At 46.8% G+C, this 26,106-nt stretch carries 28 protein-coding genes; 7 read left to right on the top strand and 21 right to left on the bottom strand.

Annotation, left to right across the window (positions count from 1 at the left end; translation table 11 throughout):
* Positions 1-23 precede the first annotated feature (23 nt).
* Positions 24-1,736: a GMC family oxidoreductase gene (locus AB4124_RS27350; protein ID WP_076323385.1), complete on the bottom strand. Its 1,713-nt coding sequence runs from the start codon at positions 1,734-1,736 to the stop codon at positions 24-26.
* A 30-nt stretch (positions 1,737-1,766) separates the two neighbouring features.
* The gene (locus AB4124_RS27345) at positions 1,767-2,528 is read right to left on the bottom strand and encodes a gluconate 2-dehydrogenase subunit 3 family protein (RefSeq protein WP_430200837.1); all 762 of its coding nucleotides are present in this window, start codon (positions 2,526-2,528) and stop codon (positions 1,767-1,769) included.
* Between the two features lie 123 nt (positions 2,529-2,651).
* On the opposite strand from AB4124_RS27345, the gene AB4124_RS27340 reads away from it, so the two are divergent.
* Genes AB4124_RS27340 through tatC form a run of 3 tightly spaced genes read left to right on the top strand, consistent with a single transcriptional unit; the run spans position 2,652 to position 4,275 of the window.
* The gene (locus AB4124_RS27340; protein WP_339273172.1) at positions 2,652-3,332 is read left to right on the top strand and encodes a hypothetical protein; all 681 of its coding nucleotides are present in this window, start codon (positions 2,652-2,654) and stop codon (positions 3,330-3,332) included.
* A 17-nt stretch (positions 3,333-3,349) separates the two neighbouring features.
* A complete protein-coding gene (gene tatA / locus AB4124_RS27335) occupies positions 3,350-3,535 on the top strand; it encodes a twin-arginine translocase TatA/TatE family subunit (RefSeq protein ID WP_071221680.1) in 186 nt (61 codons plus the stop codon).
* Complete coding sequence (gene tatC, locus AB4124_RS27330) at positions 3,532-4,275, top strand: twin-arginine translocase subunit TatC (protein WP_441974790.1); 744 nt, start codon at positions 3,532-3,534, stop codon at positions 4,273-4,275. Before tatA ends, tatC begins: the two co-directional genes overlap by 4 nt.
* Positions 4,276-4,379: 104 nt before the next feature.
* Here the strand turns inward: tatC and AB4124_RS27325 are convergent, their stop codons facing one another.
* The 6 genes from AB4124_RS27325 to AB4124_RS27300 all read right to left on the bottom strand — a co-directional run bounded on the left by AB4124_RS27325 (position 4,380) and on the right by AB4124_RS27300 (position 9,149).
* Complete coding sequence (locus tag AB4124_RS27325; protein WP_441974789.1) at positions 4,380-5,174, bottom strand: SDR family NAD(P)-dependent oxidoreductase; 795 nt, start codon at positions 5,172-5,174, stop codon at positions 4,380-4,382.
* 173 nt (positions 5,175-5,347) lie between these two features.
* Complete coding sequence (locus AB4124_RS27320; RefSeq protein ID WP_430107593.1) at positions 5,348-6,403, bottom strand: helix-turn-helix domain-containing protein; 1,056 nt, start codon at positions 6,401-6,403, stop codon at positions 5,348-5,350.
* Between the two features lie 13 nt (positions 6,404-6,416).
* Positions 6,417-6,764: a hypothetical protein gene (locus tag AB4124_RS27315; protein WP_441974788.1), complete on the bottom strand. Its 348-nt coding sequence runs from the start codon at positions 6,762-6,764 to the stop codon at positions 6,417-6,419.
* A 124-nt stretch (positions 6,765-6,888) separates the two neighbouring features.
* Positions 6,889-7,020, bottom strand: coding sequence for a hypothetical protein (locus tag AB4124_RS27310; RefSeq protein ID WP_430200840.1), 132 nt, complete (start codon positions 7,018-7,020; stop codon positions 6,889-6,891).
* 82 nt (positions 7,021-7,102) lie between these two features.
* A complete protein-coding gene (locus AB4124_RS27305; protein WP_441974787.1) occupies positions 7,103-8,461 on the bottom strand; it encodes a sensor histidine kinase in 1,359 nt (452 codons plus the stop codon).
* A 1-nt stretch (position 8,462) separates the two neighbouring features.
* A complete protein-coding gene (locus AB4124_RS27300; protein WP_076323376.1) occupies positions 8,463-9,149 on the bottom strand; it encodes a response regulator transcription factor in 687 nt (228 codons plus the stop codon).
* Between the two features lie 206 nt (positions 9,150-9,355).
* On the opposite strand from AB4124_RS27300, the gene AB4124_RS27295 reads away from it, so the two are divergent.
* From AB4124_RS27295 to AB4124_RS27280, 4 genes are all read left to right on the top strand, one after another.
* Positions 9,356-9,571 carry a hypothetical protein gene (locus AB4124_RS27295; protein WP_379405190.1) on the top strand — a complete coding sequence of 72 codons (216 nt, stop codon included), beginning with the start codon at positions 9,356-9,358 and terminating at the stop codon, positions 9,569-9,571.
* A gap of 19 nt (positions 9,572-9,590) precedes the next feature.
* Positions 9,591-10,631, top strand: coding sequence for a DJ-1/PfpI family protein (locus AB4124_RS27290; RefSeq protein WP_441974786.1), 1,041 nt, complete (start codon positions 9,591-9,593; stop codon positions 10,629-10,631).
* Between the two features lie 121 nt (positions 10,632-10,752).
* Positions 10,753-11,385 (top strand): DUF2306 domain-containing protein, encoded by a 633-nt coding sequence (locus AB4124_RS27285; RefSeq protein WP_430107584.1) that lies wholly within the window; start codon positions 10,753-10,755, stop codon positions 11,383-11,385.
* Positions 11,386-11,387: 2 nt separating this feature from the next.
* Entirely contained in the window at positions 11,388-12,212 is an 825-nt protein-coding gene (locus AB4124_RS27280) for a DJ-1/PfpI family protein (RefSeq protein WP_441974785.1), read from the top strand.
* A 230-nt stretch (positions 12,213-12,442) separates the two neighbouring features.
* On the opposite strand, the gene AB4124_RS27275 is transcribed toward AB4124_RS27280, so the two are convergent.
* The 13 genes from AB4124_RS27275 to AB4124_RS27215 form a co-directional block, all read right to left on the bottom strand.
* Positions 12,443-12,598: a hypothetical protein gene (locus AB4124_RS27275; protein ID WP_430134132.1), complete on the bottom strand. Its 156-nt coding sequence runs from the start codon at positions 12,596-12,598 to the stop codon at positions 12,443-12,445.
* Between the two features lie 84 nt (positions 12,599-12,682).
* Positions 12,683-13,453: an alpha/beta fold hydrolase gene (locus tag AB4124_RS27270; protein ID WP_441974784.1), complete on the bottom strand. Its 771-nt coding sequence runs from the start codon at positions 13,451-13,453 to the stop codon at positions 12,683-12,685.
* Positions 13,454-13,630: 177 nt separating this feature from the next.
* Positions 13,631-13,819 carry a DUF1835 domain-containing protein gene (locus tag AB4124_RS27265; RefSeq protein ID WP_430107577.1) on the bottom strand — a complete coding sequence of 63 codons (189 nt, stop codon included), beginning with the start codon at positions 13,817-13,819 and terminating at the stop codon, positions 13,631-13,633.
* Entirely contained in the window at positions 13,803-14,288 is a 486-nt protein-coding gene (locus tag AB4124_RS27260; RefSeq protein WP_441974851.1) for an RrF2 family transcriptional regulator, read from the bottom strand. The genes AB4124_RS27265 and AB4124_RS27260 overlap by 17 nt, the downstream gene beginning before the upstream one ends.
* 225 nt (positions 14,289-14,513) lie before the next feature.
* Positions 14,514-15,080: an NADAR family protein gene (locus AB4124_RS27255; RefSeq protein ID WP_339293357.1), complete on the bottom strand. Its 567-nt coding sequence runs from the start codon at positions 15,078-15,080 to the stop codon at positions 14,514-14,516.
* Positions 15,081-15,121: 41 nt separating this feature from the next.
* Positions 15,122-16,276, bottom strand: coding sequence for an AI-2E family transporter (locus tag AB4124_RS27250; protein ID WP_076323368.1), 1,155 nt, complete (start codon positions 16,274-16,276; stop codon positions 15,122-15,124).
* A 243-nt stretch (positions 16,277-16,519) separates the two neighbouring features.
* Positions 16,520-18,739, bottom strand: a complete 2,220-nt coding sequence (locus AB4124_RS27245) for an AAA family ATPase (RefSeq protein WP_441974783.1) — start codon at positions 18,737-18,739, stop codon at positions 16,520-16,522.
* Between the two features lie 73 nt (positions 18,740-18,812).
* Entirely contained in the window at positions 18,813-19,298 is a 486-nt protein-coding gene (locus AB4124_RS27240; RefSeq protein ID WP_430107573.1) for a DUF6530 family protein, read from the bottom strand.
* 227 nt (positions 19,299-19,525) lie between these two features.
* On the bottom strand, positions 19,526-20,815 hold the full coding sequence (locus AB4124_RS27235; RefSeq protein ID WP_430107571.1) for a class II aldolase/adducin family protein: 1,290 nt from the start codon (positions 20,813-20,815) through the stop codon (positions 19,526-19,528).
* Positions 20,816-21,016: 201 nt separating this feature from the next.
* The gene (bahA, locus tag AB4124_RS27230) at positions 21,017-23,275 is read right to left on the bottom strand and encodes a bacitracin amidohydrolase BahA (protein ID WP_441974782.1); all 2,259 of its coding nucleotides are present in this window, start codon (positions 23,273-23,275) and stop codon (positions 21,017-21,019) included.
* A 98-nt stretch (positions 23,276-23,373) separates the two neighbouring features.
* Positions 23,374-24,525, bottom strand: coding sequence for a HAMP domain-containing sensor histidine kinase (locus AB4124_RS27225; protein WP_430107568.1), 1,152 nt, complete (start codon positions 24,523-24,525; stop codon positions 23,374-23,376).
* On the bottom strand, positions 24,522-25,241 hold the full coding sequence (locus tag AB4124_RS27220) for a response regulator transcription factor (protein ID WP_441974781.1): 720 nt from the start codon (positions 25,239-25,241) through the stop codon (positions 24,522-24,524). Before AB4124_RS27220 ends, AB4124_RS27225 begins: the two co-directional genes overlap by 4 nt.
* Before the next feature lie 134 nt (positions 25,242-25,375).
* Entirely contained in the window at positions 25,376-25,948 is a 573-nt protein-coding gene (locus AB4124_RS27215; RefSeq protein WP_430200853.1) for a TetR/AcrR family transcriptional regulator, read from the bottom strand.
* Between the last annotated feature and the right edge of the window lie 158 nt (positions 25,949-26,106).

Raw genomic sequence — 26,106 nt, 5'->3', positions numbered from 1 at the left:
TACCTCCTTTTGTAAAATGCAAGTTATACGAGCAACCCGCCCTTTTTGCTGTATTCGAGGATTCCGTCCGCTGCGCGATACGCAAGAGCGCCGACCGTACCTGTCGGATTATAGCCGCTATTATGCGGGAAAGCGGATGCACCCACGACAAACAAATTTTCCATATCCCACATTTGCATGTAGTTGTTGATGGCTGAATTGCCAGGATTCTCGCCCATAATAACCCCACCGGTATTATGAGTCGATTGGTATGTCGTTATTTCGTAAGGTCCCAGTTCCTTCAACTTCATAATATTCTGGGCCCCCATCTCCTGCAGGATCTCTGCGCAGCGATCAGAAAGATACCTAGCCAACTGACGGTCCTGCTCTTCGAAATCGAACGTGATTCGAATCAACGGATCTCCGTATGCATCCTTGTAAGTGGGATCCAAGTCTAGGTAGTGATGCCGATAAGGCATAGAAGATCCTTGGGAGCCCACGGACAGCACGCTGTTTGCATACTTCAAGGAATTCGCCTTAAACTCTTTTCCCCAACGCGGTGTATCCTCCGGAACAGGATTGTTCTGAATGGGTCTTTGTCCTGTTACCGTATGGGCGATGTTCCCCCCATGTATGAACTTCAGATCCGAGTGATCAAAATTATCGCCGTTATAATCGTCCAAGCCCATTCCTAAGCTTCCCGCTCCGGCAAACAGATTGAATTGATCCTCGAAAAATCCGGCGGCGGTCCCCTTGATGACCTGATAAGCATAGTTTTTGCCAATCACACCTGTTCCGCTGGACGAGTCGTACGGTTTACCGATCTTAGAGAGAAGCATCAAACGAGTATTATTAAATACATACCCCGTTGAAACGACGATATCCGCTGGCTGTTCGATTTCCTCTCCCGTCGTTAGATCCGTGTACATGACACCCGTTGCCTTACCTCCCGTATGCAGGATTCGTCTTACATAGGAATGGGTCCGGATTTCGAACTTTCCGGTTTTTTTGGCAACAGGAATCACGGTAACGACCGGATCCGCTTTCGCCCCGTATTCACACCCAAACCGCTCGCAATACCCACAATACTGACAACCTGCACGGGCAATGCCATCCGGATTCGTATAGCTTTCCGACAGATTGGCTGAGGGCACCGTATATGGATTGAGCTTCAGTTTTTTCGCCGCTTCTGTGAACATCTTCATGGATGGCGTGTGAAGCATAGGCGGTGTCGGGTAAGGATTCGAACGTTTCCCTGCCAAGGGATTTTCCTCGCCGGAGATGCCGGTCGTCTTCTCAAACTTATCAAAGAACGGCTCAAGCTGATCATAGGTTATACCCCAGTCCTGGATCATCATTTCCGGCGGTATTTTATCTTTCCCATATCGTTCTTCCGTCATGCTCCGAATTTTAAAATCGTAAGGCAAGAAACGGAATGTTTGCCCGTTCCAGTGCACCCCGGCTCCTCCCAATCCCTCGCCTAACAAGAACGAGCCATATTGCCTCATTGGAAGCGCACGTATTTTTTCAGTGCTTCGAAATGTAATCGTTTCTTTGGAGAGGTCCTGCATTAAATCGTACCGAAGCGCATAACGGAGCTCATCGTGAGCCATGTAATAGTCTTCCGTCACTCTTTCTTTACCTCGCTCCAATCCGACAACGGATAAACCGTTCTTGGTCAGTTCCGAAGCGATAATGCCGCCAGCCCAGCCGACGCCAATGATGACAACATCCGTTTTAGGTAATTTTTTAGCCATATCTATACTCCTCTCGCTAATCGTGAGCCGTTATAGGTGATCTTTTAGACTCTTAGGCGGGATGACGGTAAAATTCTTCTCGATAATATTCGTGTAAGCCATTTGGTTTCCCGGATATTGCCGCATCGCCCAGCCCTGCATATTTTTATTGCCACCATATAGCGGATCACTGTAAACACCTTCTAATGTGCTGCTGCGGAGCAGGTTGAAGAACCCGCTGGCTGAGATCGTTGTCAATTTGACCTCATCGTTCTGAAAGGCTGTTAACACGGCATCCTGTTCCTCTGGCGACAGGCTCGGGAAATCTTTCTGATAATTTTTTTGGCTGTAGTTCTGAATTTCGCGCAGCCCAATGTAGAAAATCTCTCGTCTTCTTAATCGTCCCTGATAACCTTGCGTTTTCTCTCCAACATAAAAAGGCGGCTGCATGTAGTCTCTTGCATTAAAACCCCAATCACCGGCCAACTGGTGGTCGATGAAGAATGCAGCGCCAAGTTCTTTGGCGCCAGGACCATTGTCATCCGCAGGAAATATACGCTCTACGGCTGCTTCCGTTATCCGGTATTGTTCCTGGTTGAAGAACATTAATGCTTGATTGTAGTTGTTTTCATTCGTCTCAGGAGCTGGCGCTGCAGGCTGAGTTGCCCGCTTCGGCAGCAGATAACCGAGTACCCCGCCCAGCACGACACCTCCCACGGCATACCCGGAGTTTCTCAGAAACTTTCGCCGTGACATCGTCTGTGAGCTGCCAGACTTCGATGGTTTGGTTTGTTGTTCGTCTTGTTCGCTCAAACTCTCAGCACCCCTACTCTTTATCATTTGGAATAATGGGTATTGTCCCCATCAAAATTTCATTCATACATTATTCTCCATCCGGGCATGATAAAAACACTAATGATATGGAGGCGAATGCTCATGAATCAATTGTGGAGCAAGTGGAGAGGTCCAATATTGGGCTCAGCACTGCTTCTTTCTTTAACAGCCTGCTTAAATCAAAACGACAATCAACAAAATGCGCAATCCATGGAACAGCGTAATGCGGATGCCGTACACTTGCACAGTACCGATGTGATCCCAAGCTATCATGGGCCCAAGACCGAAACGACCAATGTCCACGGGAAAACCACAAGCGGTATGGGCATGTCCGTGTACAGCATGATCGGCTCTTCCAGCCTGCATGAAGGCGGTGTCTCTTCCCATGTCCAGTCAAGACTCGCAAGTTCAGGCATTGAAGGAGTCAAAGCCTTTGTCCTGAATGACACGATTATTCTGGCACGTGCAGAATCACGCGTTTCTTCTAACCAATATGACAACATGCAGCAAAAGGTTTTAAGTCAGACGCAAGGAATGTCGGGTAAAGGTGAACCAAACCAAGGTGTGATCGGGGCCAAGTCTGCGGACAACGATAATATGTCGCAAGCCAAAGAGCAAGTGAAAAGCATGTTTAACGAAGAAGTGCAAATTCTAACGGTAACGAATCCGCAAGCTCCTGAGCTGATCGACCGAATTGCCTCGAAGCTGCATGGTGCGCCGCGCGACGAGTCGATCGCCAGAGATATTACAAAGCTGCTGCAAATGGCATCGGATAAAAAATAGGTAAAGGAGTTGATCATATGCCTCTAGGAAATATCGGTGTGACAGGGCTGATCCTCATTCTGTTGATCGCCTTAATTATTTTCGGTCCTTCGAAGCTGCCTGAACTGGGCCGTGCCTTCGGTCGTACACTGAGCGAGTTCAAAAACTCAACGCGTGAACTGGTTTCGAGCGAAGATATCCATGATGGAGATAAATTGAAATGACCGAGCACGAGCAGGCACAAGAACAGGAGCAGCATATATTGGAGCACTTAACAGAGCTCCGCAAGCGGATTCTCATCACATTGGGCACCTTTTTGGTAGCCCTTTGTGCCGCTTTTCTGTATGTTGAACCCCTATATGAGATGTTGACTCGAGACGTGGAGGGTCAGCTTCAAGTATTGGGACCAACGGACGTGATTTGGGTATACTTCATGATTGCAGGCGTTATAGCTCTGGCGGTGACGATGCCTGTTGCCGGATTTCAGGTATGGCGTTTCGTCGTACCCGGCTTAAGCACCATTGAGCGGCGTGCTTCTCTGGCGTATATCCCCGCGATCGGAGCCCTTTTTTTATTGGGGTTGGCTTTTGGTTACTTTGTCATTTACCCCATGGTCCTGTCCTTTCTGGATTCGCTGTCGCATCATTTCATAACAGCCTATACAGCTGAGAGATACTTCCGTTTTATGGTGCATATGACCGTACCGTTCGGTGTGCTGTTCGAAATGCCCGTCGTTATCATGTTCTTTACCTCGATTGGCATCCTGAATCCGCTCCGCTTAGCTAAAATGCGGAAAATTGCCTACTTGCTGCTGACGATAGCAGCTGTTACCATTACACCGCCGGATATCGTGTCGGACATTCTTGTCATTGTGCCCCTGTTGCTTCTATATGAAATTAGCGTTGGACTGTCTCGCATTGTATACCACAAAAGGCTGACCAAGCTGGAATTGATAAGCGAATAAAAACCCGGTTCGAATCAGGGACATTGCGAATAGATACTAAAAAAGCTTGGAGATCTCTTTTAGATCCCAAGCTTTTAATATGAGTAAGAATATTATTAATAACCTTAGAAAATCGTAGGCACCATTCCGCCATCCATACGGATTGGAGAACCTTTAAATGCGGATGCGTAAGGACTGCACAGGAATGCAGCCAGTCTACCTATTTCGATAGGCTTGATAAATCGCTGCATTTCGGATTGAGGTAGGTTCGTAACCATAAATTCCTTCTCTTTTTCAGAAAAAGTCATATTTTTATCAGGGTACATTCCTTCTATGATTTGGTACACATTCTCTGAGAGGGTTGGTCCTGGCATAATTGTATTAACGGTTACTTCCGTTCCCCTGGTTAATTTGGACAAGCTCTTAGACAAGGATAAGAGCATTGATTTTGTCATGCAGTATTGAGGCATTTGTCCTGAAGGCATTACGGCTTCTTCGCTGGCTATAAAAATAATGCGCCCATCATCACGTTTCAACATATGTGGCAAGTAAAATTTAGTTAATCCATTAGCTGCAAGCACATTCGTACGGAAATATTTCTCCCATACCTCATCATCAACATCCTCATACTGCATAATTTCATAAATACCCATGTTGTTAACTAAAATATCCACATGGGGATATTTTTCAAACAAAGCTTCTCTTTGCTTTGCATCCACGATATCGGCTGTAGCATTTTGAGGAGACGTCGCCGGGAATTGGGACTTGATGTCATTCACGGTTTGCTCGACCTCTTCATGATTTCGTCCATTAATGAGTACATGAACACCTTCTCTTGCAAGTTCAATAGCAATGGCCTTACCTATGCCTTTTGTTGAACCGGTAACTAGAGCCGTTTTATTGTTTAATCCCATATCCATAATATAATCATTTCTCCTTTGTGATCCGGATAGTGATTATATTACTTTGTCAGGAATGTTGAGTAACTAGCACATAGCGCCAAAGTACTTGTATAACACGCCAATTGATAATACTAAAGCAACACACTGAAGTAACCTGCAACCTCTCTATAGAAACCGTTTAGTTGAGAACGCTATGAATTCATGGTCAGCATTCCCTGCCGTTGTTCTGATAGCGAATGGGTACTGAGATGCTCAGTACGCCAATTTGATGGAGTATCTCCTTCCCAAAGACGGAAGGCACGGTAGAACGAGTTCTGATCTTCATATCCAATCAAAAAAGCAACTTCTTTGAGATCGAGCGAGGGGTCTGCCAAGTACTCAATGGCCTGCTCGTGTCTAGCTTGCATCAGCAATTGCTTGAAGCTCGTATTTTCTTCCGTTAACCTGCGCTGTAACGTACGATCACTCATATTGAACTCCTTCGCCACAGACTGAATGTCAGGTCGCCCTCCTGTAAGACTGCGTTTCATGATCCACTTAACCAGGTCGGTAATGGATTGGTTGCTCTGTAGTTCATCAAGCGAACGGTCCAGAGCGGGAGTTAGGATCTCCAGCAATTCTTCGTTATACGAGATAAAAGTGCGGTCCAGATCTCTTCGATAGAGCGTCAACCGGTTACGCGTAGCACCCATCCGGATACGACAGCCGAAATAAGCTTCAAGAGCTTGGACATCGCCCATAGGCTGCGAAAATTCAACCAAATGTGCGGTCAATGGTTGACCTGTGCCCCGGCGTCCAAGCTCCAAAAGACATGCTAGTGTGATACCCACAAGCAGCGGAGGACCGGGCTGTTCGCCTAGATTCAGCCATTCCAGCTCGATGGTACAGTACTCGCCTTCCTCGGTAATCAGCAAGCCTTCGGGTGGACATAGTTGTTTATACCGTGCCATTCGGTTTAGAGCATCGCGGTAGTCACGAGCGTGGTAAGGCGCTAAGACGGTCGGTGGGTACTGCGCCGTTTCAAAAACGGTCGCAAGCTTGATGATGGCTTGGGCCGTGTCACCAATGAGATCGGAATAAGCCTTCCAGATCGCGAAATATTGGGCGGTGGTGACTATAGATTCCGTTATGATGGTGAGCGGTAATTGTGCTTTGCGTGCTATGTCATGAGCGGCAATCCCTAATTGATGTAATCCTTCCCAAAATCCCGGCGGGATTTTAATACGGCCAGATGCATAATGCTTCATTTATAGGGCTCCTTTATATACTGTTTATTGTAATGTTAGATATTCCTTGATTCCGTCCAAGATGGAACTTGCTATCCTGTATTGGACTTCTTCTGTCAGCATTTCTTCCTCTTCTTGCGGATTGGTTATAATCCTCGTACGTATTGCCGTGAATGGATATAAATAAATCTGCAGGATCGATAACTACTATATAGGTCGATTCTGGATCGTGCTGTGTTTGTTTGCCATGCGAGCGATCATTCGAACTGGTTATATCCGCCATACGATAGCTTGCTGAACCTTCATTCGAAAGATTATTATACAGCAAAATAATGAATATTGCTGACAATATAAGCGGTATGATCGTTGCACCCTTTTTCATCCGTTTTCTCCCCCTTCCTTAAACGTGTGTATAAGGGTGACATCAAGATCAAGTGGAGATGAAATCAACATCAATTAAAAAAAGCGCAGAACCGAGGTTCTGCGCTTTTTATTGAGATACGTCCTTATTCTTCATCCTCACCAGTAATTCTTAATGGTGTCGCCACTTCCAGCCTTGGGCCATTATCTGAAAATGCGATAACCCGACTGATGACAATGCCTTCCTCGGCATCTTCAGGAACAACATATTGCAGCACAATCGTCTGCCCTGCCCCAAGAGGCGCTCTGACCTGGGAGCAGTTCCGGAATCACCGTTGTGAAACCGGTCAGTGATTCCCATCATTTTTCGTGGCTTTCCGAATCCATCTGCTCTGAAGCTGCTGCAGGTAACCATCCTTCCAGCAGCGCTCCCCCTTCCGGATGATTGCTTGCGGCAAGCTCGCCTCCGTGCTGCCTAACAATTCTTTGTGAAATGGTTAAGCCTAATCCGCTTCCTCCAGTAGAGCGGCTTCTAGAGGCTTCCCCGCGATACAGCGGTTCAAATACGCGCTCAAGTTCTTCCAGAGAGAAGCCCGACCCGGTATCGCGTATCGCAAACATAACCTTATTGCCATCTTTGTTGCACAGGACTTCGATGTCACCATCTGTAGGTGTGTGTCTGACGGCATTATCCAGAAGATTGTTCATGGCTCGCTCCAATAAATGCATATCTCCATTGATGATGCAGCCATCTGTTACACGGAATGAGATCGAGATGCCTTTTTGCCGAGCCAGCGGACTCAGACTGTCCATCGAATTCCGGATTACCTGGTTGAAATCAACCGTTTTAGTGTTCAGTTCCGACTCCACATACTCCATTTTTGTAAAGGTGAACAGATCCTCTACCAACCGATCCAATTGTGCCGATTTATCCTTGCAAACCGCCACATATTGGGCCATTTTTTCCGGAGATTGAGCGATCCCTTGCTCCAGACCATCCAAATAGCCCCGCAAAGCGAACAAAGGTGTCCGCAAATCATGCGCAACTGCCGCAATGACGAATCGGCGTTCCTCCTCCAATTCGGCCTGTTTTCGATAGGATTGCTCAAGCCCCTTGACCATAACATTGAAACCGTCGCGGACTTCAGCGATTTCGGTAACCCTGGACATGGGTAATCGAACATCCCAATCTCCTGTTGCAATTTGTCTAGCTGCGATTCCCATCTTCTCAAGTGGTTTAAGAACGAATCGCCTCATTTCCATTCCAACAACAAAGATCGCAAGTAGCAGCCCGACAAAAGCCGACATCACTTGAAATTGATTGGACTGAGGCAGATACAGAATAACCCTTCCCAGCAGCTGGCCGTCCTCGATGACAGAGAACCGCTCGGTAGATAAATTAGTTCCTCGTCGATCTGGATTGGAACGATAAATTTCCTGATCTGCTGCGGATTGAATGAGAACATCCATCTTCGCTTCGCGCAATGCTGAATACAATTGGTTTTGCCAGTCGGAATCCGTCCATTGGTCTGTGCCCGATTCAATTCGCTGAGTCATTTCCGATATATTTCGTTGCAGCGTCTCATTTTGCAGCCGACCTTTTTCGAAGCTGAGCGTCTTCGTCTCCATAAAGTGAGCAGCAACAAAGAAGATCCACGGCAAAGTGAGAATAAAGACGAAGCAGAGCATAGTAAACGTACGAATGCGGAGTGACCTCATGTTACCCTCCCTCAAAGCGATACCCTACTCCCCATACGTTGACCAGGAATATCGGTTGGTTCGGATCAGCTTCGATTTTCTCACGAAGTCGGCTGAGATGGACCCGAATCGTGTGCCTGTCGCCCACCCCATCCCAAAATTTCGCTAGTAATTGTTCATAGGAGAAAACATGTCTCGGGTGTTCGGCAAATAATCGCAGCAACTCATATTCCCTGGGTGTGAGCACGACGTTATTTCCATCCACTAGTACTTCTCTTGTGGACAGATTTAACTTGATTCGCCCGTAATCCAAGACCCTGCTATCCATTTGCTGCGGGGAAGCGGAACGCCGCAATACCGCTTTCACTCTGGCAACGATTTCACCAGGTGAAGCGGTTTTAACAATATAATCATCGCCTCCGAGAGTCAGGCCTCGAATCTTATCCACATCATCGCTGCGAGCACTCAAGAACAGGATCGGAACATGGCTCTCCCCGCGAATCCGGCGGCAAAACTCAAATCCGTTTTGTCCCGGCATCATAATGTCCAGAACAATACAATGAATGGAGTTCTGCTTAAATATGTCCCACGCTTGAGCGGTATCGCAAGCAGTTTTCACTTGAAAGTTGTCATTCTCTAGAAAATCTCTTAATAACTCAACGATGCTTTGGTCATCGTCTACAACCAGTATCGTCTTGAAAACACTCATGTTTATCCCACCTTTGCTTTCCTAGTTTATCATTTTTTTAGCTAGAACTAACGCGAGCTTATGTATTGTGATGATTTGTTTATACTTTTGTGACCTTTCTACATCTTCGTTTGAGATATTCGTTTGTTATGCTTCTATTTGCGCACACAGACAGCCAATATTTCGGGTGATCTTCCCGCGCAGTCATCGATAAAGGAGGTTTACATATGGGTTTGGAAAATAACGCTTTCTCGTTCTTTCCTTTTGGCGCTTTGTTTTGTCTCACGCTGTTCTCTTTCCTGGCGGTTCGAGTATACACGATTCGTCATCGTTACAAAAACGATCAAAAGGATGATATCGCTATGATTCTGAAGAACCGAATGGCCAAAGGTGAAATTGATGAGAAGGAATATCGCATGTTGAAAGATCTTCTAACCAAATAGAGACAAGGAGAATTTATTGATGCTAAACGTTCAAATCGTGTTGTTTGATGGCTTCGATCTTCTGGATGCGTTAGCTCCTTATGAGGTCTTTTGTGCCGCAGCCATGAATGCTGAAAACGAGTTAAACGTAGAATTGGTCACGGCCGAAGGAGCAAGATCCGTGCCTAGCGGCATCAACGGGTTGAAGATTGAAGCAAATGGCAGACTGGACCCGGAACGTGAGGGCATCATTCTCGTTCCGGGCGCGTCCGGCGACGTCGAAGGTGATGGGCCCGATTCGATTCCGGCTATTCTTGGCCGGGCCATGAGTACCGAATTGACCAGGTTGATCAAGCAGGCTCTCCAGCAAAAAGACATTACAGTCGCTACGGTCTGTGGCGGTTCCCTGATTCTTGCTATGGGAGGCCTCTTAGAAGGCCGGCCGGCGGTAACGAACCACCTGGGCATGGGCTTACTTGGTGCAACTGGAGCAGTTCCCGTCTCGGCTCGCGTCGTGGACGACGGTAATCTGGTCACTGGCGGCGGTGTAACTTCAGGACTCGATGTAGCGCTATATCTGGTCGAACGTGAACTTGGGCCTCGTATCGCTCACGCGGTCGAGCAGTTATTCGAATATGAACGAAGAGGCACGGTCTGGAAGGATACAGGGATAAAGCCTAACGTTAATAAATCAGTGACGAGTGACGAACCAAATGTCGCGGTGAACATAACAGCGATGACACCCACGCCCAGCTCCCAGCATAGCAAAAGCATACAGGCATCGGTCTTCGACGGGGATTGGGAGACCACTATCGCTACGCCCGTCGGGAAGATGGAGGTCAAGCTCTCCATATTGACAAGGAACGATATGATCCAGGGCACGGCAACGCAGGGGGATGAAACCATTGAGTTTATGAACCCTGTGCTTCAGGATAACAAGCTGGCCTGGTCACTACGAATCACGAAACCCATGCGCTTGAATCTCAAATTTGAAGTTGTCGTCGATGGAGATCACATGGTCGGTATAGCCAAAGCTGGCCTTCTGCCTGCATCCAAATTAACAGGAAATCGGATTTCCTGATCGTAAAAAAGAAAAACCGCGGCATACACGCGATAATGGCTTCCAAGGATGTATGTCGATCGAGTTTTTCTTTACCAGGAATGGTGTGTATCAAATCTAGAGTTTCGGGAGTTGCGAGCGGATGAAGAAACGAAAATCGTTATATCTATTGCTGGCCTGTATCAGCATTCTATTTATACTACACGCCTTGGTAAAAAACTATTGGATCGATCCCGCTGCTTCGGGGTTTTTAAGTCATAAGACCGGGCTGAAGCGCGAGCTCAATCTCCCGGTTTGGCTAAATGTTATGTACGTTCATGTTGCATTCGCATGTATGGCCATGGCATCGGGACTGGTTAACTTTTCGAATCGAATATTTGAAAGAAGCCGCCGGCTCCATCGCATAAACGGCTATGTATATATCGTATCCGTACTGCTAGTTGTGCTGACTTCCGGATATATGGCCCCCTATGCCACTGGCGGAAAATTAAGCAGTATGGGATTCAATCTGCTGAATATGATCTGGCTGTTTATCACCATTACGGCGCTCGTCCAAATCAAGAGGAAACGGATCATTTGTCATCGAAATTGGATGATTCGTAGTTATGCCTTTTGCTTCACGAACATGTTGATTCATCTCATTACTTCCCTTTTTCATCAGGGATTCGGGTATGTTTACGCTACCAGCTACACCATCGGCGTATACGGCTCAATTGCGCTGCTGCTAGTTATTCCTGAAATGATCATCAGAACGAATCGAAAGGAATTGGTATAAGAATGAAAAGAATACTTAGCTTACTCATGTCGTTTACGCTCGTTCTAAGTCTGTTAGCCCCCGCAGCAAGCGCGGAAACAAAAAAGAATCAGGATCCATCCAAAGACAAAAGCGTGCATGTACAAATCGTATTATTCGATGGATTTGATCTGCTGGACGCATTAGCGCCTTATGAAGTATTTGCTGCAGCTGGAATGTACACTGGAGGAAAAGTTACGGTAGAATTGGTATCTGCAGAAGGTAAGCGTTCGGTTCCGAGCGGGCTGGATGGACCCACGCTTGAAGCACAAGCCGTATTAGACCCTAATCGTCCCGGGATTATTGTAGTTCCTGGAGCTTCGGGAAAGCCAGCGGGGAATACCGCAGATGCAATCCCCAACATATTAAGGCAGGCTAAGGATACGGGCTTAACCAGTATGGTGAAACAAGCTATGAATAATAAGGAAGTTACGGTGGCTACCGTGTGTGGAGGTTCATTGCTACTGGCTATGGATGGTTTATTGAAGGATAAATATGCTGTCACCAATCAGATAGGCATGGGTGCACTAGGAGCTCTCGGTGCAATTCCGGTTGATGCAAGAATCGTGGAAGATGGTCCTCGCTTAGTGACTGGCGGAGGTGTTACTTCCGGACTAGATGTGGCCTTGTATTTGGTTGAGCGTGAAGTCGGGCCACAGATTGCGAATGCCATCGAAAAGTTATTTGAATACGAGCGTAGAGGCACGGTGTGGCAAGCAAAAGGCATCACGCCGATTAGCTTTGAGACGAGCCAGGAGACGTCTAAAAAAGTACAACCGGCTGTACCGGGGAAGAAAGCTGAAAAGTGAGGAATCGAGGCAATCAGGGAGCATGGAACCTCGTCGCCCCCACCTGCCGTTTATTAGAGATATCTAGTCACAATGATTACATGTCGTTTCATTTACTCGCTTAAAGAAATTGCATGAATTCATCAAAAAAGCCGCAATTATGCGGCTTTTTGCGTGTATGTTATTCTCTATCAAAAAATCTACTATACCCTTTTTGAAAATCCGGCTTGCGAGGATTATTCTGGAGAGTTTCAACCATCACGATAGAAAGAGATAACGTTTGTTTTGTCTAAGATGACAACATCTTTCTCGCATCCAGTGTTGATTACTTCAATGGTTTGATAAGTCATTTCTCCTATTTCAGCTTTCACAAGTTCCAGCTTACGCGCAAGCAACTGCTCATTCATTGTGATTTCCCCCATATTGCATAAATCCATAATGTCCATATCGCGAACACATGCTGATACTTATCATTACCACGCTGAATACCTTTACCCTTTTGAAGATAAGGTACCTTCTAAAAATGTAAGAATCAAACCAGCAAGTTCTTCTGCATGTGTCAGCGTGGCCATATGGTCAGCCCCATCGATTACCTCGAAACGGATGTCTTGAACACGCTTGAACTGTTCCGCAATTCGTTGCATATCCTCCCATTCGACCGTTCCCTGAATAAACAGCGTCCTTGCAACAAGCTCCTCCAACCGCTCGATGGCTGGCGGCATCGGCCATACAACCTCAAAGCTCTTCCACTCACTAAACACTCTTGTCATATACAGCGTGTGCATCTCGCGCAAAAAATCCCGTTCAGCGCTGGACATCGTCACACGATAATTTGGACCGCTCAACGATTGTTCAACCAGACGGTTAACATCTGGTGCGCATGCATTTACTTGGGCCATCCAATCGATGAATGGCTGAGAGTGCTCGAATCCGGTTAGCGATGGTGCGATTAATACTAAATGGTCAACCCTGGAAGGGTAAGTCAAGGCAAAATCCGTAACTGCCTGCCCTCCCATGGAATGACCGACAAGCGAAGCGCTGTCAATTTCCAGATGATCAAGCAATGCTCGCAGGTCTTCAACCAAGCTGGTTGGTTTTTGCGGCGCTGGAGATTTTCCCGTTCCCCGACCATCATACGTGATGACTTGATGGCTCCGAGCTAAATGCGGGGCAATATACTTCCTTTCTCTTGAGTCTACACCTGGACTGTGTACCAACACAACAGGTGTCCCAATGCCTTGAGTTTGATAAGCTAAATCCATTTGAAAACTCCTCTCTCCAATGAATGATTATCCAGATTATGATTCTAATATAATTTAAGACTGAACGTCCGGTCAATAGAAAATCGTAATGAAACAAAATCAAAACAAAAAAAGCCGCCAATGGCGACTTCTTAAACATGTGATAACCCTCAATCCCGTGATGGGACCGACTGAAAATCAATCATTAAATGCGACTACCCGAGATTCCTCACGTTTACCAAGTTGACTGAGCGCAACTTTTAATGAGCCGGCTTCAGAGAGGCTGAACACTATATGGACGTGAGTTTGAAGCTCCTCTTCCTGCAGCCGCTGGTTGTCAACGGTTTCTATATGCTTTTCCAACAGATCATCACTTCTTGTTTTCATCACAGCTGCCACGGTTTGATGCCGCGTCCAATACCGACTGGATCGTTTGCTCCTCCAAGTATCGATTCAATTGCCGTTCGGCACCGTCCATCACCTGTTTGACCAGGCATACGCACTCACGGGGATGGTCCTCTTGTTTCTCGGCAGCCTTCTCTTCGGTCAGCAAACGGTGCTGCCGCGAATTCATATTTGAGCATTCAAAGAGCTGCTGCCTTCCTTCGATCACCTGTATCACTTCAAGGAATGTAATCTGCTCGGCCTGCTTGGCCAGCTCGTAGCCTCCGTTCACTCCCGGCACTGCTCGCACGATTCCATCCTGTCTCAGCTTGGACATGATTTTGGATAAATAGCTTTCCGAAACGCCCAGCGTCGCAGATAACTCCTTGATTCCGATGTTTTGGTCACGCTCCGAATGAGCCAAATGGATTAAGGCGTGCAGAGCGTAATCAACGCTTTTGGAAAACTGTATGACGGTTTCCTCCTTTAATTCGAATCACATGGACCTGTGATATCCATTATATTAATTCGGATTCTTTTTTGCAATGAATCCACGTTTCAGGATGAAGCATGGTTGAATTTACCTACTATTGCTTTGTGAAGAACCTACTTTTTTTATTTTTTAAAAAAAGTCGCCGAAATGGCGACTTCGCAAGCAAATTATATTATAGCCTTCAAAGATTACATCCTTTATGAATCAGTCAGTATGACTTCCTTGTTCTTGTAATTGATCACGAACTTCTGTCAGTGCAAAACCAAGCAGATTCTTTCCACGCCATTTCATGGGATTGTCAGCGTTCGGATCGTCCTTCGCCAAGCCGATTCCCCATATCCGATCTACAGGACTGGCTTCAACCAAAATCCGATTTTTCGTTGTGCTTATATACAACCTTAATTCCTGATTCTGCTCGAATTTAGCCAAATTCCCGCGCTTCACAATGTCATAGCAATGGTGCTCCCAAACCTCGTTATCAAAGGATTGGACAGCACGACCGAATGCTTTCATCTCTTTGGGATGTTTAGCCTTCATAATCGCTTCTAGCATCTTATGATCGCCGAACAACCGTGCTTTTTCTGCCATCATGTATTGCTCAGTACAGTTATAAGATACGCCATCTATCAGGAAGGTGCATTTCCACCACTGACTGAAGCAGCTGTTACTAACGCTGCCGTCGGCTGGAGGCGTATGACCCCAGAAGAACAGAAACTTCCGCTTTCCCCCGGCCAGATAGGCCTTTTGTAAATCTTGGATGTTGTATATCAAATGAACACCTCCTGATTCTATTGATGAGCCAGTCCAAAAGACTATTTCAGCGTGTTGCTATTCGGAGGATCATACATGCCCGATGTGTCCTTGAACCATTCGAAAATATGGGACACACAAACCTTGAGTACCGCATAGCCAGGAACAGCTAACAGAATGCCAACCACACCGAACAGATTACCGGCCGTCAGTATGACGAAGATAATCGTAATGGGGTGAATCTTAAGCGTTTTGCCCATGATTTGCGGCGAGATGAATTTCCCTTCGATTAATTGCACGATCGTCCATACCGCAACCATCTTCAGCAGCATGACCGGAGAAGTGACCAGAGCCACAATCAGCGCTGGCGTGATCGCAATTGCGGGTCCCAGATAGGGCACCACGCTGGTGAACGATGCAATAATCGCCAGAATCAACGCGTAATCCAGACCGATGATCATATAACCGATATAGAGCAGAATCCCAATACAGAAGCTCACAATAATCTGCCCGCGGATAAAGGAACTGATCTGATGATTGATATCCTGAAGTACATGCAAAATTCCGGAACGACTCTTCGTCGGCAGGAAAGACAATATTTTCTGAGGGAGCTTTTTGCCATCTTTCAGCATATAAAACAGCACAAAAGGTACGGTCACGATCGACAACACAATCTCCGTAAAAGCACCTAGGAACCCGCCCACTCTGCTCCACGTATGGTTCAGAATTTCCGTTGCTTTCTGCGTGACGGTTGTCCACCATTCTTGGGAATTAATGTTCATGGTTTCTTGGATCTGATTATACAACTCGCTGCCCGTTAGATCTTCAAACTGCTGTCTAACCTTCTCGCTATATGTCGGGAAATTGTCAATCAGTCCCATAATCTGGTTGCGCAGCACCGGAATGACCGCGAGCACCACAATCGTTAGAATACCGGCAATAACCAGATATAGGATCAGGATGGACCATCCGCGCTTGATTTTCCTTTTCTCCATGAAATCCACCAGGGGGTTCAGCAAATAATAGAGAATTCCTGATAAAATGATCGGCAAAACGATTGTCTTGACTAACACGGCGAGCGGATGCAGCACAAACGAAATCTTGCTTATAACCAACACGTTGAGTCCAACCAGCAACAGAACAAGCAAAAAAAGCACAAACTTATTGTTCAGGAAAAAGCGCTTGAACCGATCCGGCCAAATACGGGGTTGCTCCATACATGTCCTCCCTTACTTATGTATACATATTCAAGATTTAAAGCTGAGCATCGATTCACAACACCGAAAAAAATCCGCCAAAATGACGCCATCCTCATTCTTTTAACTATAATGTTTGAACGGGGCACATGTCCAATTTACCAAGTACGAACTAGAAGATATGTTCAGGTATTCACGAATATTAATAGAACAAGCCCGCATGTCATAAAGACACGCAGGCTGAAGCTGTTCAGTGTTGATATATTACAAGTACCGAGAAATAATGCGCACCAATTTTGCTGGCAGCTCATTCAGGTTGGTAATATCCAAAAACCTCTCGACACCATAGATCTGACTAATGACATCCTTGTCTTGACCGATGGCTGCCGCCAGAAATTTGACTCCTTTTCTTTCGTATTCAGATAGCGTCTGCTGCATGTCCTGAATAGCCAGATTTCCTGTATAGTCTTCCATGGCTTTTGGCTGCCCGTCGCTGATGCTGATCAACAGCTTGGTTTGCTTCGGTGAAGCTGCTAACCGTTCCGCCATAATTCTTAAAGCCAACCCATCCCGATTATTACTTCTGGCTCGGATCCCCATTAACCTGAACCGATCACGGATATCCGGTTGATTGTAATCGGCATAAGCGAAGATGGACATCTGCTCCAAACGGGAAACATCCGCAGTATCCCCATAAATTAAAACAGGAATATGGCAAATTTGACAGAATTCATAGACCGCGATGACCGCCCGTTTGGCCGCCTCCAGTCTTCCGAAAGCAGCCATCGATGCGGATTCATCCACCCTCAAACCGACCACAAGACCAGGGGATTCCGTCGGAGGACGCTTCTTGGCAAAATACCTGAAATCGCGATAGGCCACGCTATCAGCCTGAAATTTAGAACCATAGTAATGGTTTTTGGCATATTCCGCGGTGATCTCATGCTCCAATAGCGGCAGCGTCTGTCTGGCGATTTCCCGCACGATGGGCATAAGCCCCTTACTCAGACTCCAATATTCCTCCTGCTGGATCGGTTCATATTCAGGACGGTGAACGATCAGCTTAACAGACTGATGAATCGAATCGGACACGATGGATCTGGAAACTTGATTCAGCTTTTTGCGGAAGTTCCGCTCCTTCTGTTTCTCCTCTTCCGTCATGGGTTCGGGATTGGCCTGGTGATATTGCGGTGATCCGTCTTCACCCGAATCCGCACTCTCCATATCCGTTGATTCATCCGAAGGAATGGATGTGCTACCTTCGCTTTCAGCGGACTTTTTTAACCGGATACCTTCTTCCCCAGCTTGCCCATCAGGAATGGAATCCAGCTCGATATCGCTGTTCCAGGTCGTGATCTCCACTGCCTCTGCATTTCGTTTATTATTCATTTCAAGCGGAACTTCCTCTAACATATCCATTAAGCCTTCGCCTTCCAGCGCATCTTCCAGCAGTTTGATCTCTTCCGAATCGGTTGTTATCTTGTAGATTACTTTATGATAAAGGGATTCCCTCGCAGAAGCACCTTGAGCAACGGCATCCACCCAATAGAAATAGGAACGCATGCCAGCCACACCTTTAATGGCATTAGCCCGTGCTGTTTTATCCAATAGAATAATGACGCTTGCCAGCACGTCCAGCATTTCATCGTTCCGATAACCGGTTTTGGCCATTGCCCGCTCCATCATGATCTCTTTGGTCGGCAGGTCCATCTTCTCCGTGTGCTGAACCCGGTCACGCAATGCCTCGTTAAGCGGTCTCGATCCCGCATAACTGCGGTTTGCCGTGATCACCGCTATGAAATCCGGATGCCGGTGCACGATCTCCGTTGGGAGATTAAGGCTGCCGCTCGGCTCCAATGCGGAATTCAATGCCATCAATACGCCAGCATCCCGAATCACATTCGGTTCCTGTATTTCCAGCAGATAGCCCTTTTGAAAAGCTCTGACGATCTCGGAAGCGTAAAATCGATACTCTACAGCTCCATCCTGAGCGTTATTCGCGGCCAGCTTCAATAATTGCTTCATCTTCGCGGAAGCCATCTCTTGTGGAATCCCCAGCGCCTCCATTAAAATCTCCGTTGAGCTTCGAAAGCCGTCACTTTCGTATAATGCTCTCAAGGCCGCTTGGTCCGCAGCTTCCAACTGCTTCATTCGATCCGATGAAATAACCGGTAAAATGGCGCCAAGGATATCCGATTTATCCATATCGGCAAAACAAGTTACTTTGGTATAGGGTAGCCTGAAGTTTGCGGATAACGCCTTGGCGAGCTGCGTTTTTCCGGAGCCGGCATCTCCCTCCAATAGAATATTGGCGATTTTCATCTCGCCGCGATGCCAATTACGCTTGATCTCATTCGTGATTCGCCGTTCTTCCTCGCTTACTTTATGCGTTAATGGTTTTTTCCAGACAAGGTTCTGTTCCTCCTCAGTTAATGCTCTCCCAGGAGACAGCACGTTAGATGCAAAGTCATTCTGGTCTATCATGACCGCTCACCTCCAAACTCTCGTTAACGCTGAACACAGGAAAAGTTTCGTAACTCCACGTTCGGCGACTTTCTCATCGCGCATATCCCAATTCTTCTAACATTCTCGTTAAAGTGCGCAGACGTTCTCCAATCATCTCACCGTTATCGCTCAATGCCTCGTTGAAAAGCTTGATATCCTCCTGAATCTGTTCATTATCCGTGCAAACAGCCACCGTCATGGCGTTCCCCTGCAATCCGATCCGGTCGATCATAGGATGTTGTGGGTCATATAAATGTTCAAATCTATAGGCTTCGCTAAAATGGGTCAGGGCACTGCAAATGAGAATAGATAAATCCAGAATTCGATGGATGGGGATCTCATCAGATGAACTGGTCCCTTTTTCCTCTTCAGCTCTCCATATCTTGGCGGCAATATGCGCCCTACCATCCTCGTTCTGCTCGGTCAATCCCAAAGATAGAGCTCCTACGTCTGTCTTAGATGCAAATCGTCCATCCACTTTCCCATAGTTATCCGACACAATCACGGGTTTATGATTTGTTGAAGCAGGTATTTTCATGGTTCCTCCTCTTTCTTAAAAAACAAACATTTTATACTTTGGTCTATTTATATAATAGATAATTTTTATATTGTTGTAAAGAATGGTTTGCCAAGCTTCATGCAAATACCGCTCTGGAAAGGAATATTTTCACACAGAGGCCGATTCATCGATGCCAGAACAAACGAAAGGCTGCCGCTCTATTACTGCGACAGCCTTCGTACAGCTGAGGTATTCCAATGAACTTCCTACTCCAGATTAAACGCTGCTTCAAGCTCGCGAATCCGGTCGTCATCGATATGGATGACATTGCCGAGCGTTCTTGCCGACAGAATGGACTTGGCGCTGTACTCGGCAACTTCCAATCGGTCAAACGCGTTAAGCAGACTCTGACCGGCAACAATGACACAATTATTATTCACGATGGCAATCGGCGTACTCGCTTTAAACAGCGAAGCGGTACGCTCAGGCTCGTTGTAAACCGCATGAAAGGGAAGCTTTGGCATTCCACGAAGCAAGATATAACTCTCTGGAATCGTTCTTGAATCGAAAGCGGTATCGGTTACGGCAAATGCCATAATGTTGGGAGGATGCGCGATAATGACCGAATGGACATGCGGCTGCATTTTGTAGATCGCTTCATGCAGAAAGACAGACTTGCTTGGCTGTTTGCCAGCCTCAGCTTTGCCGTTCTCTATACGGACAAGGTCACCCGGTTCCAGATCGGTGCGGTCTTTACCGTAGGGTGTGATAACAAAATCATTTCCAATCAATCGATGGGAAAAGGTGCCCTGCGTGCTGGTGAACAAACCTTGTTTATACGCACGCCGCATTAGTGCGCACATATCGCGGCGAATTTCTTTTTCCTCCGACGTGCAGGTGTCGTAGATATACGTATCCAGCTGCAGCGTGCTTTTGTTGCGGACGGTATCGTAATCCTCATCGGTCAGCAGGACGGGATTTCCGAGTCGACGCGCCTCGATCTCCAGCCGCGCACAGAAGTCCAGGGTTTCAAACCGGTTAAACGCTTGAGAAAGGTCCCCAGCTCCGACCACAACGCCATGGTTCTCCAGCATAACTGTGTCGATCCCGCGCTTGAAAACAGCCGCAATGTTCTCCCCGAGCTGCTCGCTTCCAGGCAGGGCGTAAGGCGCGATCCCGATCTCGCCACAAATCTGCCGTTCGTTCGGAAGCAGCCTGGTATCCGGAATGCGCCGGACAATGCTGAACGAAACCAGTGCGGGCGGATGGGCGTGAATGATCGCTTTCAAGTCCGGACGGGCTTGATAGATAAGCCTGTGAAACGGAAACTCGCTGGACGGCTTGTGAATGCCCAGGACCGTGCCGTTCTCCTTCACGCATACCATATCCATCCGGGTTAATGAGCCTTTATCCACCCCGGCCGGTGTGATCCAAATATCTCCGTTCTGGTCCTTGATCGACAGATTGCCCCCGGACGTGGTCGTCATGCCATGATTGTAAATACGATTGATAAATTGAAGGAGCTGATCTGCCGGATGTAAAAAATTCTGATTCATCCCTGCCACCGCCTTATCCGAATGTTTTTGTTTAGTTTTGTTTGTTTTTATTATACTGTTTTTTCTATTGATATTCGAGAATAATTGTGGCAAAAACATAACAAGTAGAAAATTAGGATTCGTACCACCAGTTCTGCTCCAAGAAGTTCATGATTGGCGTACTAATACGAAAAGTCGCCATTTCAGGCGACTTTTTATCGTTTATGATCGAATGCCAATATCACGAAGCAGCACGGTTCCCCGCTCGGTCAGGTTGAACTCCATACGAATCTTGTTTAGCTGCTCCGGATTGAAATCCGGATTCATTTTGTAGAAATCACCTAACTGGAAATCATAGCTTTGAAATACGGGTTCCGAGGTATTCCCTGCTTTAGAAAATGGCCATTTCAGCAGTTTACCTTCAATGACAGGTGGCAATTTGGATATATGGCTAAGGGGAAGACTTGCCTGATGGCCCTTCTTGTCTTCGACGGTAATCGTAAAATTGATTAGCTCTTTCGGGTCGCTACCCTCTTCTTTCCCTCGAACATCCGCTACGGAAAATACGATAGAGCTTTCCTTTCCTGTTTTGACTCCGTGATCCGGCAAAGTAACCGTATAGGATGCCGGTTTGACAGATCCGTTCGAATTCCAGCCTAAGCGAGCCGCGCTGTAAGCCGCTTCACCCATTTTGACCTTCACCTTTTCCTCCTTCCATTGCTGGAGGTTCTCGCCCATCAGGCTGCCGCCGGGAATTGTGGTGCTCTGCAAATCAACGTCTTCCTCATAATCCGCCAGTAAGATCGTTTGCGAATCGTAATAATTGCCGATGTACAGGGTATCGGGGAGCCATTCCTTGGCATAACCCAAATCTCTGAAAACCTCCCGGTATTGCCGTTGGTCCTTCAGCGTGGCATCCAGAAACGAAGATATGAACACTTTTGCGATGGTTTCCTGTTCATCCCACGGCATAATTTGACGTAGGTTAAACATTTGGTTCCCCAAGCCTGCCACATCCCCTCTGCCCCAGCCTCCGTTAAACTGGCCGTGGTTAGCTCCATAAATATAGACCAGCGATTTCATGTAATTTGTGCCCTTAGTATAACTAATCCGGTGATATTGCTTCACGCTGTCCAGGCTGATGACATCCATATCATGAGCTCCATGCAAAGCCAGATAATTCACGTCCTGCAGCGGCAGCGGTTTGCCTTGAGGTTTATACTGCCCGTCCGTGCCCGCAATGGATATGAGCGAGCGGATCGAGAAGTTATAGTCAAACTTGATGTGGCCATGGTCCGGATGACGGCTGAGCTTGTTATAGGCTGCCGCGATCGCGACCGCTTCGCCGCCTCGGGAATGCCCGATGAGGGCGATTCGTTCCATATCGACCTTTTGATAAAACGGATGGTCCGGATCACGGTTCCATCCCTTCCAGGTTTGCAAATGCTCCAACAGCAGCAAGCCTCTTGCCGGATTTTCACTCAGCAGCGGGCTAATCAGGAACATATCCTCGTATGGAGAGACATTAAGAAAATTTTCATCCACGGAGACAAAAATATACCCTTTACTAGCCAGCAGCCTGCCGAGATATTCATAACCCGGATCGGAATAATCATTCATTAAGTGATTACCATGTACGATCAAAACAAGCGGAAAGGTGCCTTCCCCTTCGGGATACCACACTTTACCGTTTAACGGCAAGGCCTCTGGTCCAAATCCAAGCGACTTCGTACGCAAGGACGACCATTTCTCAACAAACTTGGACGCATCCACCGTTTGGGTGGTCAGGGATCCGCTCTGGTTAAACTCTTTCCTGTAATTGTCGGGGCTTCCGTATAACAGGCTTTTGACGGAATACTCGCCTTCTTCGGCAGGGTTTTTCATCGAAGCGCCATCATATCGGGTTGAAGTCTTCAGCTGTTTTAAGGTCACGTCCGGAGCGGCTTCATCCCCGGCCCGAATCAACCAGAAGCTGCCGGCGCCGATCACGACAGTGATCAGGAATAAACAGGCCAGGGCGCCGATCTTCCTAGTGTTGGACGCTTGCTTGTAACTTCCCGTTGCAAATTTATAAACCAATGCACCAAACAAAGAAAAAACTACGGCAAACAACACGATGAAAACCACCGAGACTTCCAGCGGCCCTATGAAAGAGAATAAAAGCATGATAAGGGAGCACAGCAATATCCACATATAACGGCTTGGCAGTTTCTTGACTCCGTGCAGCAATAATGCAGCCAGGCCGCTTATAAGCGCTGCCGCTAAGACAAACAGGAATGTGCTGACGATGAATTTACCGAAACCATGCCCCATCAACAGATAATTGGCCTGGATCAGAATCAGGATAAAGGCGATGACGCCAAGGCCAAGTGACGCACCTTTCCATCCAGGGGATAACGGGCCCCGTCGCTTTCGGTTGGCCATTATTCTTCGAACAAAAGTAACATCCTTCTCTGTTTCTGTCTCTTTTTGTATTTCCAATCTCTCCAGTCCTCCTGTATCCCCATATCGTTATTGGTTCTACTTCTGATTATATCGGAGAATTCTTTCTCTACACTCTCCTGAACCTTTCAGTAATCTTACAAATGATCAGGCAGAAAAAGAACGAAGTTCGTATGCCCGTTCGTGGTCAGCGTGATGTTACCCCCATGTTTTTCTACCACTTGTTTGGCAATGGCAAGACCCAGACCCGTACCCCCATCGCTTTTACGGGCTTGGTCTCCGCGGACAAAGGCATCAAAAATCGTTTCCTTCATAACATCCGGGATTCCGATGCCATCGTCCGAAACGTGGATTTCGACTCCTTTTCCCGTCGCTGCCAATTTCAATTCAACAGTTGTACCGGGCGGGTTGTATTGGATTGCGTTGGACAGGATATTAGAAACCGCCCTGTATAACCAGGTGGCGTCGAATGGGACGATGATCTCACAATCGGGAATATCGTACTGAAAATGAAACTTCTGTTCTTCGAACACCTCGTAATACTCGGCTGCAATTTCCCTTGTGAATTCTGAAATGTCGGATGCCTCAACAGCAAGAGGATAGTCGGGACTATCCAGCTTTGACAGCTCGAAGATACCGTCGATCAGCTCTGACATCAGACTGGCTTTGTCGGAAATCAAACGCAGGATTTTTTGCCTTCTCTCTTCCGAATCGACGAGCCCCACTTCCATCGCTTCGATATAACCCTGAATGGTCGTCATCGGTGTCTTCAAGTCATGGGAAATGTCGATCAGCATTCGCTGCTTGCTCTCCGCAAGCTCTCGCTTTTCCCTCTCCATCCGTTCAAGCCGCTCCGCCATAGCATTGAAATCGTCCTGAATTTCCGCAAGCTCATAACTCGCTTTAAAATTCAGTCTTTTGTGGTAGTGTCCGCTGGCGATGTTCCGTATGCCGTCCGCTATGGAGCTAAGCGGGGTGGTGAGCCGGGAAGCCGTCCATCTTCCGAAGACATAAACGGTAATTGCAAACAATGCGAGAAAGAGCAGCAGGGCTTGGAAGGCCATTTTATAAAATACTCTCTCATGCTGATCACTGTCCATGCCTGGCACGGCTGTTGGACTGCCCATGATTCCAGCCTCCGTCTTGACCGGTCCGGTAGCCTCCATAAAATAATCCAAGATCAACGCATTTAATACAAATAGCGAAAACACGGCAATAAGTGCAATCGTAACAAAGAAAAAAATATATTGGCGAATCAGCGAACGCTGCAGACGATTAGGAGATTTCATGGCTGTAACTCATCTTTCTTCGCAAATCGGTATCCGAGCCCGCGAATGGTTTTGATATAAACAGGTTTCCTCGGACAAGCTTCGATTTTATCGCGCAGCCTGCTGATTTGGACCATGACGGCGTTATCGTCAGCCAGATAATGCTCGTCCCAAGCTTGTTCAAAAATTATCTTTTTCGTAAATACGCGCCCCGGTTCCCCCATGAACAGCTTCAATAATTTGTACTCGATCGCACTCAGCGAAATCGGTGTTCCCTTTATGTACAGCATGCATTCGCGGTGATCCAGCAGCAAGTCCCCGACGCAGGTTTCGGATAACGTGGGAGCTTCCGACTCCAACGGCTCATTAAACTCATAAGAACGTCTTAACTGGGCCTGAATTCTCGCCATCACTTCGAGCGGGCTGAACGGTTTGGAAACATAATCGTCTGCCCCCAGCTTGAGACCGGTTATTTTATCAAGTTCCTGATTTTTGGCCGAAATGAGAATGACCGGGATTTTATAATCCTGCCGCATCATGCGGAGCAACTGGAATCCGTCGATGAACGGCATCATGATATCAAAGAGTGCGAGATCCACGTGCTTGCTTTGTAGATGCTCTAGGGCTGCTTTCCCGTCGAAAGCCTCCAAAGTCCTGTATCCTTCTGCCTCCAAATAAAGTTTAAGCATCTCTATAATATCCGGATCATCATCAACAACAAGTATGGTTTTAGGCATAAAAAGCATCCTCCTTCAAGTAGTATATGGTTCTCCTTGGGAGGCTAATTTCCTTTTTTGCGTTGTTTCCGTAAGCATCGTTAAGCGCAAATAACCTCCTACCTGGATCGTCGGAGGTCATTTTATGATTGATTTTAGTGGCGTCCAACGAAACCATACAAGAGAAGCTGGTTAAGTTCAGCCATCTTATTTTTATAATTCCCGGATCTTGCCCAGGAAGCTTGGAGCGTCCCGACAACACTTAATAATTCCAAAAGGGTCTCCAGAGAAACAGAAGAATGAATCGCCCCTTCCTTCTTCCCCAGCTCAATAAATTCCTGAATAAGCTCAGTTCTAATTTTATTGGTGTTTTCACTATATAAGCTCGCCAGCACCTGATCCTCAACTGCACCCGGTGTAGAAAGCAATTGATAGTCATGCTCAGAACAGATCTCCAGTACTTGGGATAGCTTGTCTTTAAACTCGATATTTTGCTTCAACAGCTCCTTGGCCATATGGATGGTATTTTGCATCAGAACGTTCGCACATTCAGTAACCACCCCTTCTTTGCTGCCGAAGTAGTTATACAGCGATACAGACGATACACCGGATTCTTCGGCAATGTCCTTGATGCTGACATGGATGAAGCCTTTTTCTTTAAAAAGCTTTAATGCGGCATGAATGATCGCATCCTTCTTTTGCTGCGTTCTTATCTCGAATTTATTCATCCGTTTTCACTCACTTCCCGTATTCGTCGCTACAAGTAGTTTACCATAAAAAGAGCGGTTTTTAAATTTCGGGGTCGATATTTAAAAACTTCTTGACAGTCCGGTCGATATCCATATAGAATCAAGCTGTAATTTTTAAATATTGCATCAATTATTTA

Origin of the sequence: Paenibacillus sp. 2KB_20 (assembly GCF_052115765.1) — a bacterium.
Taxonomy (GTDB): Bacteria; Bacillota; Bacilli; order Paenibacillales; family Paenibacillaceae; genus Paenibacillus_AQ.
The sequence above is the reverse complement of the archived record's forward strand: the minus strand, read 5'-3'. Positions and strand labels throughout refer to the sequence as shown.

What these genes read in the sequence shown, in the direction of transcription:
- AB4124_RS27225 (WP_430107568.1), bottom strand. Translation starts at nt 24,525, where the DNA reads ATGAAATCTCCTAATCGTCTGCAGCGTTCGCTGATTCGCCAATATATT.
- AB4124_RS27320 (WP_430107593.1), bottom strand. Translation starts at nt 6,403, where the DNA reads ATGAAGCATTATGCATCTGGCCGTATTAAAATCCCGCCGGGATTTTGG.
- AB4124_RS27245 (WP_441974783.1), bottom strand. Translation starts at nt 18,739, where the DNA reads ATGATAGACCAGAATGACTTTGCATCTAACGTGCTGTCTCCTGGGAGA.
- AB4124_RS27220 (WP_441974781.1), bottom strand. Translation starts at nt 25,241, where the DNA reads ATGCCTAAAACCATACTTGTTGTTGATGATGATCCGGATATTATAGAG.
- AB4124_RS27285 (WP_430107584.1), top strand. Translation starts at nt 10,753, where the DNA reads ATGAAGAAACGAAAATCGTTATATCTATTGCTGGCCTGTATCAGCATT.
- AB4124_RS27275 (WP_430134132.1), bottom strand. Translation starts at nt 12,598, where the DNA reads ATGAATGAGCAGTTGCTTGCGCGTAAGCTGGAACTTGTGAAAGCTGAA.
- AB4124_RS27250 (WP_076323368.1), bottom strand. Translation starts at nt 16,276, where the DNA reads ATGGAGCAACCCCGTATTTGGCCGGATCGGTTCAAGCGCTTTTTCCTG.
- AB4124_RS27325 (WP_441974789.1), bottom strand. Translation starts at nt 5,174, where the DNA reads ATGGATATGGGATTAAACAATAAAACGGCTCTAGTTACCGGTTCAACA.
- tatC (WP_441974790.1), top strand. Translation starts at nt 3,532, where the DNA reads ATGACCGAGCACGAGCAGGCACAAGAACAGGAGCAGCATATATTGGAG.
- AB4124_RS27240 (WP_430107573.1), bottom strand. Translation starts at nt 19,298, where the DNA reads ATGAAAATACCTGCTTCAACAAATCATAAACCCGTGATTGTGTCGGAT.
- AB4124_RS27215 (WP_430200853.1), bottom strand. Translation starts at nt 25,948, where the DNA reads ATGAATAAATTCGAGATAAGAACGCAGCAAAAGAAGGATGCGATCATT.
- AB4124_RS27305 (WP_441974787.1), bottom strand. Translation starts at nt 8,461, where the DNA reads ATGAGGTCACTCCGCATTCGTACGTTTACTATGCTCTGCTTCGTCTTT.
- AB4124_RS27270 (WP_441974784.1), bottom strand. Translation starts at nt 13,453, where the DNA reads ATGGATTTAGCTTATCAAACTCAAGGCATTGGGACACCTGTTGTGTTG.
- AB4124_RS27350 (WP_076323385.1), bottom strand. Translation starts at nt 1,736, where the DNA reads ATGGCTAAAAAATTACCTAAAACGGATGTTGTCATCATTGGCGTCGGC.
- AB4124_RS27315 (WP_441974788.1), bottom strand. Translation starts at nt 6,764, where the DNA reads ATGAAAAAGGGTGCAACGATCATACCGCTTATATTGTCAGCAATATTC.
- tatA (WP_071221680.1), top strand. Translation starts at nt 3,350, where the DNA reads ATGCCTCTAGGAAATATCGGTGTGACAGGGCTGATCCTCATTCTGTTG.
- AB4124_RS27300 (WP_076323376.1), bottom strand. Translation starts at nt 9,149, where the DNA reads ATGAGTGTTTTCAAGACGATACTGGTTGTAGACGATGACCAAAGCATC.
- AB4124_RS27235 (WP_430107571.1), bottom strand. Translation starts at nt 20,815, where the DNA reads ATGAATCAGAATTTTTTACATCCGGCAGATCAGCTCCTTCAATTTATC.
- AB4124_RS27290 (WP_441974786.1), top strand. Translation starts at nt 9,591, where the DNA reads ATGCTAAACGTTCAAATCGTGTTGTTTGATGGCTTCGATCTTCTGGAT.
- AB4124_RS27340 (WP_339273172.1), top strand. Translation starts at nt 2,652, where the DNA reads ATGAATCAATTGTGGAGCAAGTGGAGAGGTCCAATATTGGGCTCAGCA.
- AB4124_RS27280 (WP_441974785.1), top strand. Translation starts at nt 11,388, where the DNA reads ATGAAAAGAATACTTAGCTTACTCATGTCGTTTACGCTCGTTCTAAGT.
- AB4124_RS27265 (WP_430107577.1), bottom strand. Translation starts at nt 13,819, where the DNA reads ATGAAAACAAGAAGTGATGATCTGTTGGAAAAGCATATAGAAACCGTT.
- AB4124_RS27295 (WP_379405190.1), top strand. Translation starts at nt 9,356, where the DNA reads ATGGGTTTGGAAAATAACGCTTTCTCGTTCTTTCCTTTTGGCGCTTTG.